Raw genomic sequence first — 6,731 nt, forward strand, 5'->3', positions numbered from 1 at the left:
ACCACAACCGGGAAAACAATAGTGTGGGCCCCATGGCAGCACCGGCAGCATATAAAGACCTCACCGCCACACGGGTCATCCGTGCCGGCAACCACGCCGCCACCCGCCGCGTCCTGCTGCCCCTGATCGACGAAAGCGCCCGCTCCCTCACCCGCCTGTTCACCGGACGCCAACGCCGCCCCGATCGCGCCGGGTCACAGATCATCCCCGACCCCACGGCCGTCCCGGACTTCGGCAGCGCCACCACCACACCCGGCATGGAACCCGGCACCCTGGTCAACGTCGCACCCCTGCGCGTCCTGGGCACCCGCGGCGAACTCAACCCCGCCAGCTCCTACCGCTTCGAATACATCACCGAGGACCCACTGGGCAGGGCGATCACCGCCACCGGGGGCGTGTGCTTCTCCAAAACCCCGCACCTGCGCGACACACCACGGCCCGTTGTCGCCTTCGCCCCCTCCACCCAGGGCGTGGCCGCGCACTGCGACCCCTCCCACACCTGCGCCATCGGCCTGAGCGTCTTCCCCGACCGCCCCGTCGACGCGATCGCCGCCTACGAACTGCCCGTGCTCACCTGGTTCCTCGCCCAGGGTGTCGACGTCATCTTCATCGACTATCCCCGCGACCCCGTCGCCGGCATCCAGTACTACTGTGACTCCATCACCGCCGCGGGGGCGCTTGTCGACGCCATCCACGCCGCCCGCCACCTCGGCATCACACCCGACCAGCCCCTCGGCCTCTGGGGCTTCTCCCAGGGCGGAGGCGCGGTGGGCTGGGCCGCCCAACTCAGCCGCACCACCCCGGATATCAACCCCATCGCGGCCGTGGTCGGTGCCCCACCCTCCGACCTCCCCGGGGTCCTGCGTGCCGTCGACGGCGGCATGCTCACCGGGGTCATCGCCTACGCGGTCGCCGGGCTCGCCGCCACCCGGCCTGAGCTTCACGACGAGATCCTCCCCGTCCTCACCTCGCATGGCCTCACGGAGATACTCCGCAACATCGCCACCTGCGCCGGCGGCACCGTCATCACCAGCGCATACGAGAAGACCACCTCCTGGACCACCACGGGACAACCCCTCGGCGACATCCTCGATGATCTACCCGGTGTGCTGGGCGAATTCGAACGCCAGCAACTCGGACACACCACCCCGGGCATCCCCGTCCTGCTGTGGGGCTCCACACACGACGATGTCATCCCCATCCAGCAGGTCCGCGACGTCCGCGACCGCTGGGCCGACCTCGGAGCCGACGTCACCTGGCACGAGTCCGGCCTGCCCCGTGCGCCCGGCCGCACCGGCATGAACCACTTCGGCCCCTACTTCCGCCACCTCACCGACCACTCCGGATGGCTCCTCGACCGCCTCCACGGGGCATGAGCTCCCCGATAGGTCACGCCAGGCTGGCCAGGTAGGGTTGGGGTGTGCCTGCAGCAATAGCAATTCCGTACTTTGTCATTGAAATACTTGCCTTCATGGCGGTGGTCATGTGGCTGGGGATCGGCTGGGCCATCGGCCTGTTGTTCCTCGCCTTTTTCGGTGGCCTCATCCTCGCCGCCGTGGAGATGCAACGCATCAGCCGTGCCGCCGCCATCGCCCAGAAATCCGGGCAGGGTAACCCCGGGGCCATCGCCGGCAACTTCGGCCTCACCGCCGCCGGTGCCATCCTGGTGGTCATGCCGGGCTTTGTCACCTCCGTGCTGGGCCTGCTCCTGATGTTCCCACCCACCCGTGCGCTGTTCAGGCGCACGCTGGCCAAACGCGTACGCACAGCGATCGAGGACCTCGGCGTCCGCGGTTTCCAGGCCGCCAACGGTTTCCGCCCCCAGACCTCCTACGGTGGATTCGGTGCAGCCAGCACCACCCCGGAGCAGCCCGCCCGACCCATCGTCCTCGATGAGGAGGAGATCCAGGAGTGGACCGCTGATCTGCGCCCGGAGGACTTTGACAGCCCGCGTGACGGGAAAACCGATGACGACCCCTCCGATCGCGAGGACCGGGATAAGTGACCGTTTTCATCCGCGGGTCCATCGCCGCTCTCGGTGGCCTGTTCGTCTATGCCTCCCATGAGCCCGTCGGCTGGTTCATCGCCGGTATCGTCGGCACCGCCCTGTTGTATATCTCGCTGGCGCCCTGGGGTCACGGGAGCCGTGTGGGCCGCAGTGGTCGGGTGGCGGCCGGACCGACCATCGCCCAGGGCATGCTCTTCGGTTTCATCCACGGGCTGACCCAGTACCTGCTGCTGTTGCCGTGGATCGGTGAGTTCGTGGGCAATCTGCCCTATATCGCACTCGCGGTGGTCCTGGCGCTGTACTCCATCGCCCTCGGTGCCGGAGGCGTGGCCCTGGCCAGATGGCGTAGGTGGGGTGCATTCCTGTTCCCGCTGTTCTACGTGGCGGTGGAATACCTGCGCAGCAGCTGGCCCTTCGGCGGGTTCGCGTGGGTGCGCCTGGCCTGGGGTCAGATCAACGGACCCCTGGCCAACCTGGTCTCCCTCGGTGGGCCAGCCCTGGTCACCGCGGCCACCGTGTTCGTTGCAGTGGGACTCGCCGTGGCACTGATCAACCGTGACCGCCTCGTGGGGCTCGGGGTGGCCGTCCTGGTCCTGCTGATGGGGCTGACCACCTCCCTCTACGTCGACCGGGACGGCACCAGCTCGGAGACGGTGTCGGTGGCCGCCGTGCAGGGCAATGTGCCACGCATGGGCCTGGAATTCAACGCCCAGCGCCGTGCCGTGCTGGCCAACCATGTGCGGGAAACCCGCAACCTCGACGAGCAGGTGGATCTGGTGATCTGGCCGGAGAACTCCTCCGATGTCAACCCTTTCACCGACCCGGAGGCCGCCGCCCTCATCAACTCGGCGGTGGATGCCGCGCAGGCCCCGATCCTGGTGGGCACCATCACCCGCGATGAGGTGGGTCCCCGCAACACCATGGTGGTCTTCGATCCCGAAACCGGGGCGGGGGAGTACCACCACAAGAAATACCTCCAGCCCTTCGGTGAGTACATGCCCTTCCGGGAGTTCTTCCGCCTGTTCTCCCCATGGGTGGATGCAGCCGGCAACTTCCAGCCGGGTGACGGCACCGGCACGGTGAGCATGGATGCCGCCAGCCTCGGCCGGGCCGTGGTGGTGGGCATCCAGACCTGCTACGAGGTGATCTTCGACCAGGCCGGCCGGGATGCGATCGCCAACGGGGCGGAGTTCCTCTCCACCCCGACCAACAACGCCACCTTCGGGTTCACCGATATGACCTACCAGCAGCTGGCCATGAGCCGCATGCGGGCCATTGAGTTCGACCGGGCCGTGGTCGTGGCCGCCACCTCGGGTGTGTCGGCCATCGTCATGCCTGACGGAAGCGTCGAACAGCGGACCAGGATTTTCGAGGCCGCCACCCTCACCGCGGACATCCCCTTGAAGCAGACCATCACACTTGCAGCCCGTGTGGGTTTCTATGTTGAATTGGTGTTGGTTATCATGGGAACATTGGCCGGCATTGCCGCCCTGTGGTTCAACGCCCGTTCCCGGAACCAGGTTGGTTCGTCGAAGACATCCAAAAATGCAGCTTCGCGGAAACAACCGGTGAAGAAGACAGGCCAGTCATCCCGAGGGGGGAACTCCTCCGGGGCGGGTAAACAGCGTGCTGCTTCGGCCCGTGCGACCACACGTCGCAAATAACCCAGATTCATCTTCACAACTAGGTCCGCATCATGCGGACAAGGAGGCCCACCCCGATGAGCAAAGAGGCACCAGGGGCTACCGCTACCACCTTGGTCATCATCCCCACCTACAACGAACTGGAGAACCTCCCCCTGATCGTTGACCGGGTGCGCACCGCCACCCCGGAGGTGGATGTGCTCATCGTGGACGACAACAGCCCCGACGGCACCGGTGACCGTGCCGATGAGCTGGCCGCCGCCGACGACCACATCCACGTGCTCCACCGCACCGAGAAGGATGGACTGTTCGCCGCCTACCTCGCCGGTTTCCGCTGGGGCCTGGACCGCGACTACAGTAACCTCTGCGAGATGGACGCAGACGGTTCCCACGCCCCCGAGCAGCTTCACCTCCTGCTCGCCGAGATCGACAACGGTGCGGACCTGGTCATCGGTTCCCGCTACATCCCCGGCGGCAAGGTGGTCAACTGGCCGAAGGACCGCTGGGTGCTGTCGAAGGGCGGCAACATCTACATCTCCCTGGCACTGGGCACCGGACTGTCCGACATGACCGCCGGCTACCGGGTATTCCGCCGCGAGGTCCTGGAGGCCCTGCCCATGGATGAACTCTCCAAGGCTGGGTACATCTTCCAAGTGGAGATCGCCTACCGCGCCGTGGAGATGGGCTTCGATGTCCGCGAGGTACCCATCACCTTCACCGAACGCGAAATCGGTGAATCCAAGCTGGATGGCAGCTTCGTCAAGGATTCCCTCCTGGAGGTCACCCGGTGGGGCCTGAAGCACCGCGCCACCCAGGCGAAGGAACTGTCCAAGGAGATTGCGGGCCTCGCCGCCTATGAATTCAAGCACTGGCGCAAGCGCAACGACTGGTTCTAGCGGGTCTTTTCGTCGACAAGCACCAGTCAAGCACCAAAGGCGGTGCCCCCCGCCAGTGTGATGGTTGGGGGCACCGCCTTTTTAAGGTGGGGGAGGAGCTACTCGGCTGCCTTCTCCGCCTCCTCGGCCTCCTGCTGAGCCTTCAGCAGCTTGGCTGCGTTACGACGACGCTTACGCAGCGCCTCGATCCGCTCCTCGAGGAGAACATCGAGCTCCTCGATGGAACGACGCTCAAGAAGCATGTCCCAGTGGGTACGTGGGGGCTTGACCGGCTTGGACTCAACGCCCTCACCCTCGACGAGGGTGCCGAGCTTACCGTTCTTGCACATCCACTCCTCGGGGATTTCCGCATCATCAGCGAAGGGGACCTCGTAGATTTCTCCATCCTCAGTCCGGTATTTCACAAGCTGGCGTGGTGCCAGGTCGTGATCCCTGTCGGTTTCATAACTCACGGCGCCCATGCGGCTGCCACGAAGAACGCGATCTGCCATCTAGGTATCAGTCCTTTGCCCTCGGTAATGCGGATATCAGCAACACCTGTTACTGATTACAGTCACAAGGTATAACGAATCAACCGCGCTATTTGTTCCCTGGTATTCTACCTCTTTCAGTTGGCGCGCGGTTCGGTAGGGTTCGGCAGGTGGGCAGGTCACGTCCGCACACCCGTTCGGAGAGTGGTTAGGTAAGACCTATAAATGGGGTGGTGAACTCGCGAATCGTTCTATGGTGCCTGATCGACTAATGTGTTATCAGTGCAGAACAAACTCCCAACCCAACAGGTTCCCACGTGTTCCTGGTGCGGAAAGGACATTGCCCCCTCAGGTCGTGGACGGCCGAGGAAATACTGCAAGCAGGCATGCCGGCAGCGTGCCTACGAGCAGCGCAACAGTGTCTCAGGTACCACCATCCCCGTGAACGCCGTCATCATGACGCCGGAACGGGCAGACGAGCTCCGGGATTCCCTCTTTGAGCTCAGGTGTGCGGCCGAGGATATCGCCACCGCGGTGGACGAGGGGGAGAACGCCCGGGAAGTCGGCGCGTTGTGCACAGAACTGGTGGAACTGGCTCGAAGAATTGAGAAGTTGAGGTCATGAGCAACACATCCGCAGATCGTCCCCACGACGATGTCACCCCTTCCGCAGGCACCCCGAACTCCCAGGGGCCGGGCGCACGGACAACAGGTGCCGGCATCGCCTCACCACGTTTCCGCACCCCGATCATCGTCGTCGCCGTCATTCTCATTGTCGGCCTGGCCCTGGTCGCCGTGATCCCACCGATCTACACCCTCATCATGGGCCCCGGCCTCAAGACAGATGGCATCCACCCGGAGGGTGCACAACCTGCTTCTACGGACATGAACGGCAGCTGGAACGTGGTGCCGGGTTCCATCCCGAACACCACCTCCGCGGGTTTCACCTTCGATGAGATCCTGCCCGGTGAGGAGAAGACCACCTCCGGTTCCACCTCGGATGTCACCGGTGAGATCGAGATCGCCAACAACTCCCTCACCTCCGGTCTGGTCACGGTCGACATGACCAACATCAGCACCGATCAGGAAAAGCGCGACATCAACGTCCGCATGAAACTGTTCAACACCGATGAGTTCCCCACGGCCACCTTCGAGGTCACCGAATCCGTCGACCTGTCCTCCATCCCGGATGACGGTACCGTCGGCCAGGTCGTTGTTCCCGGTGAGCTCACCGTGCACGGCCAGACCAACGATGTGACCCCCACTTTCGACGTCCTGCGCGACGGTGACCAGGTCATCATCGCCTCCGACATCGAGATCAACCGCCTCGACTACGGTGTGGAAACCCCGGAGTTCGTCGCCGCCAAGATCGCCGAGATGGGCGAGATCAACGTCCGCCTCGCCCTGGAGAAGTAATATGCTCGCAGCCCGCATGATTCCCGCACTGTGGTTCCGCCTCATCGTGCTGCTCGGTTTCACCCTCTTCATGACGTGGGAATCGGCCTATATCTTCAGCATCATCGCCCTTCTCCTCGCCGCACTGACCGCCTGGCAGCTGCGCACCGCCTACCGGCACCGCGAGAGCCCGCGCGCCGACACCTAAAGCCCGCAGGCTTATCGACGCCTTCACCGCCCCCTGGGGTGGCTTGTGGAAAAGTAAAATATCCGACGCTAAGGCTTGGGGAAGCGCCGTAGCGGCCTGTATTTGCCGGGCT

Annotated in this window: 8 protein-coding genes; 7 read left to right on the forward strand and 1 reads right to left on the reverse strand. The window is 64.4% G+C overall.

What is annotated here, in order from left to right; genetic code table 11:
* Nucleotides 1-32: 32 nt before the first annotated feature.
* The 4 genes from H9627_RS09040 to H9627_RS09055 are packed head-to-tail and all read left to right on the forward strand — an operon-like array spanning nucleotide 33 to nucleotide 4,547.
* The gene (locus H9627_RS09040; RefSeq protein ID WP_191733684.1) at nucleotides 33-1,376 is read left to right on the forward strand and encodes a lipase family protein; all 1,344 of its coding nucleotides are present in this window, start codon (nucleotides 33-35) and stop codon (nucleotides 1,374-1,376) included.
* A 44-nt stretch (nucleotides 1,377-1,420) separates the two neighbouring features.
* Nucleotides 1,421-2,005, forward strand: coding sequence for an FxsA family protein (locus tag H9627_RS09045; RefSeq protein ID WP_191733686.1), 585 nt, complete (start codon nucleotides 1,421-1,423; stop codon nucleotides 2,003-2,005).
* On the forward strand, nucleotides 2,002-3,672 hold the full coding sequence (lnt, locus tag H9627_RS09050) for an apolipoprotein N-acyltransferase (RefSeq protein WP_191733688.1): 1,671 nt from the start codon (nucleotides 2,002-2,004) through the stop codon (nucleotides 3,670-3,672). The genes H9627_RS09045 and lnt overlap by 4 nt, the downstream gene beginning before the upstream one ends.
* A gap of 56 nt (nucleotides 3,673-3,728) precedes the next feature.
* Entirely contained in the window at nucleotides 3,729-4,547 is an 819-nt protein-coding gene (locus H9627_RS09055; protein ID WP_191733690.1) for a polyprenol monophosphomannose synthase, read from the forward strand.
* A 98-nt stretch (nucleotides 4,548-4,645) separates the two neighbouring features.
* On the opposite strand, the gene H9627_RS09060 is transcribed toward H9627_RS09055, so the two are convergent.
* Complete coding sequence (locus tag H9627_RS09060; protein ID WP_191733692.1) at nucleotides 4,646-5,038, reverse strand: RNA polymerase-binding protein RbpA; 393 nt, start codon at nucleotides 5,036-5,038, stop codon at nucleotides 4,646-4,648.
* A gap of 252 nt (nucleotides 5,039-5,290) precedes the next feature.
* On the opposite strand from H9627_RS09060, the gene H9627_RS09065 reads away from it, so the two are divergent.
* From H9627_RS09065 to H9627_RS09075, 3 genes are read left to right on the forward strand one after another with little or no spacing between them, the layout of a single operon-like run.
* Nucleotides 5,291-5,641, forward strand: coding sequence for a hypothetical protein (locus H9627_RS09065; protein ID WP_191733694.1), 351 nt, complete (start codon nucleotides 5,291-5,293; stop codon nucleotides 5,639-5,641).
* Nucleotides 5,638-6,432: a YceI family protein gene (locus tag H9627_RS09070; protein ID WP_225213663.1), complete on the forward strand. Its 795-nt coding sequence runs from the start codon at nucleotides 5,638-5,640 to the stop codon at nucleotides 6,430-6,432. Before H9627_RS09065 ends, H9627_RS09070 begins: the two co-directional genes overlap by 4 nt.
* Nucleotide 6,433: 1 nt before the next feature.
* Nucleotides 6,434-6,619 (forward strand): hypothetical protein, encoded by a 186-nt coding sequence (locus H9627_RS09075; protein WP_191733696.1) that lies wholly within the window; start codon nucleotides 6,434-6,436, stop codon nucleotides 6,617-6,619.
* Nucleotides 6,620-6,731 lie beyond the last annotated feature (112 nt).

It is taken from the genome of Corynebacterium gallinarum (assembly GCF_014837045.1).
GTDB lineage: Bacteria > Actinomycetota > Actinomycetes > Mycobacteriales > Mycobacteriaceae > Corynebacterium > Corynebacterium gallinarum.